This window comes from Enterobacter cloacae complex sp.6700776 (assembly GCF_048284255.1).
GTDB classification, from domain to species: Bacteria; Pseudomonadota; Gammaproteobacteria; order Enterobacterales; family Enterobacteriaceae; genus Enterobacter; species Enterobacter intestinihominis.
On record NZ_JBLVYK010000306.1, the window covers coordinates 1 to 266 of the forward strand.

Here is a 266-nt window from a genome sequence, read left to right on the forward strand (position 1 = left end):
GCTACGCGGTCATGGCGAACGGCGGCTTCCTGGTGGACCCGTGGTTTATCAGCAAAATTGAAAACGATCAGGGCGGCGTGATTTTCGAAGCGAAACCGAAAGTAGCCTGCCCGGAATGCGATATTCCGGTGATTTACGGTGATACGCAGAAATCGAACGTGCTGGAAAATAACGATGTTGAAGATGTCGCTATCTCCCGCGAGCAGCAGAATGTTTCTGTACCAATGCCGCAGCTGGAGCAGGCAAATCAGGCGTTAGTGGCGAAG

Annotated in this window: 1 pseudogene; it reads left to right on the forward strand. The window is 52.6% G+C overall.

Annotated features, from left to right (window positions below):
* Positions 1-266, forward strand: a pseudogene (gene mrcA / locus ACNQ0T_RS24380) (peptidoglycan glycosyltransferase/peptidoglycan DD-transpeptidase MrcA); the annotation flags it as partial.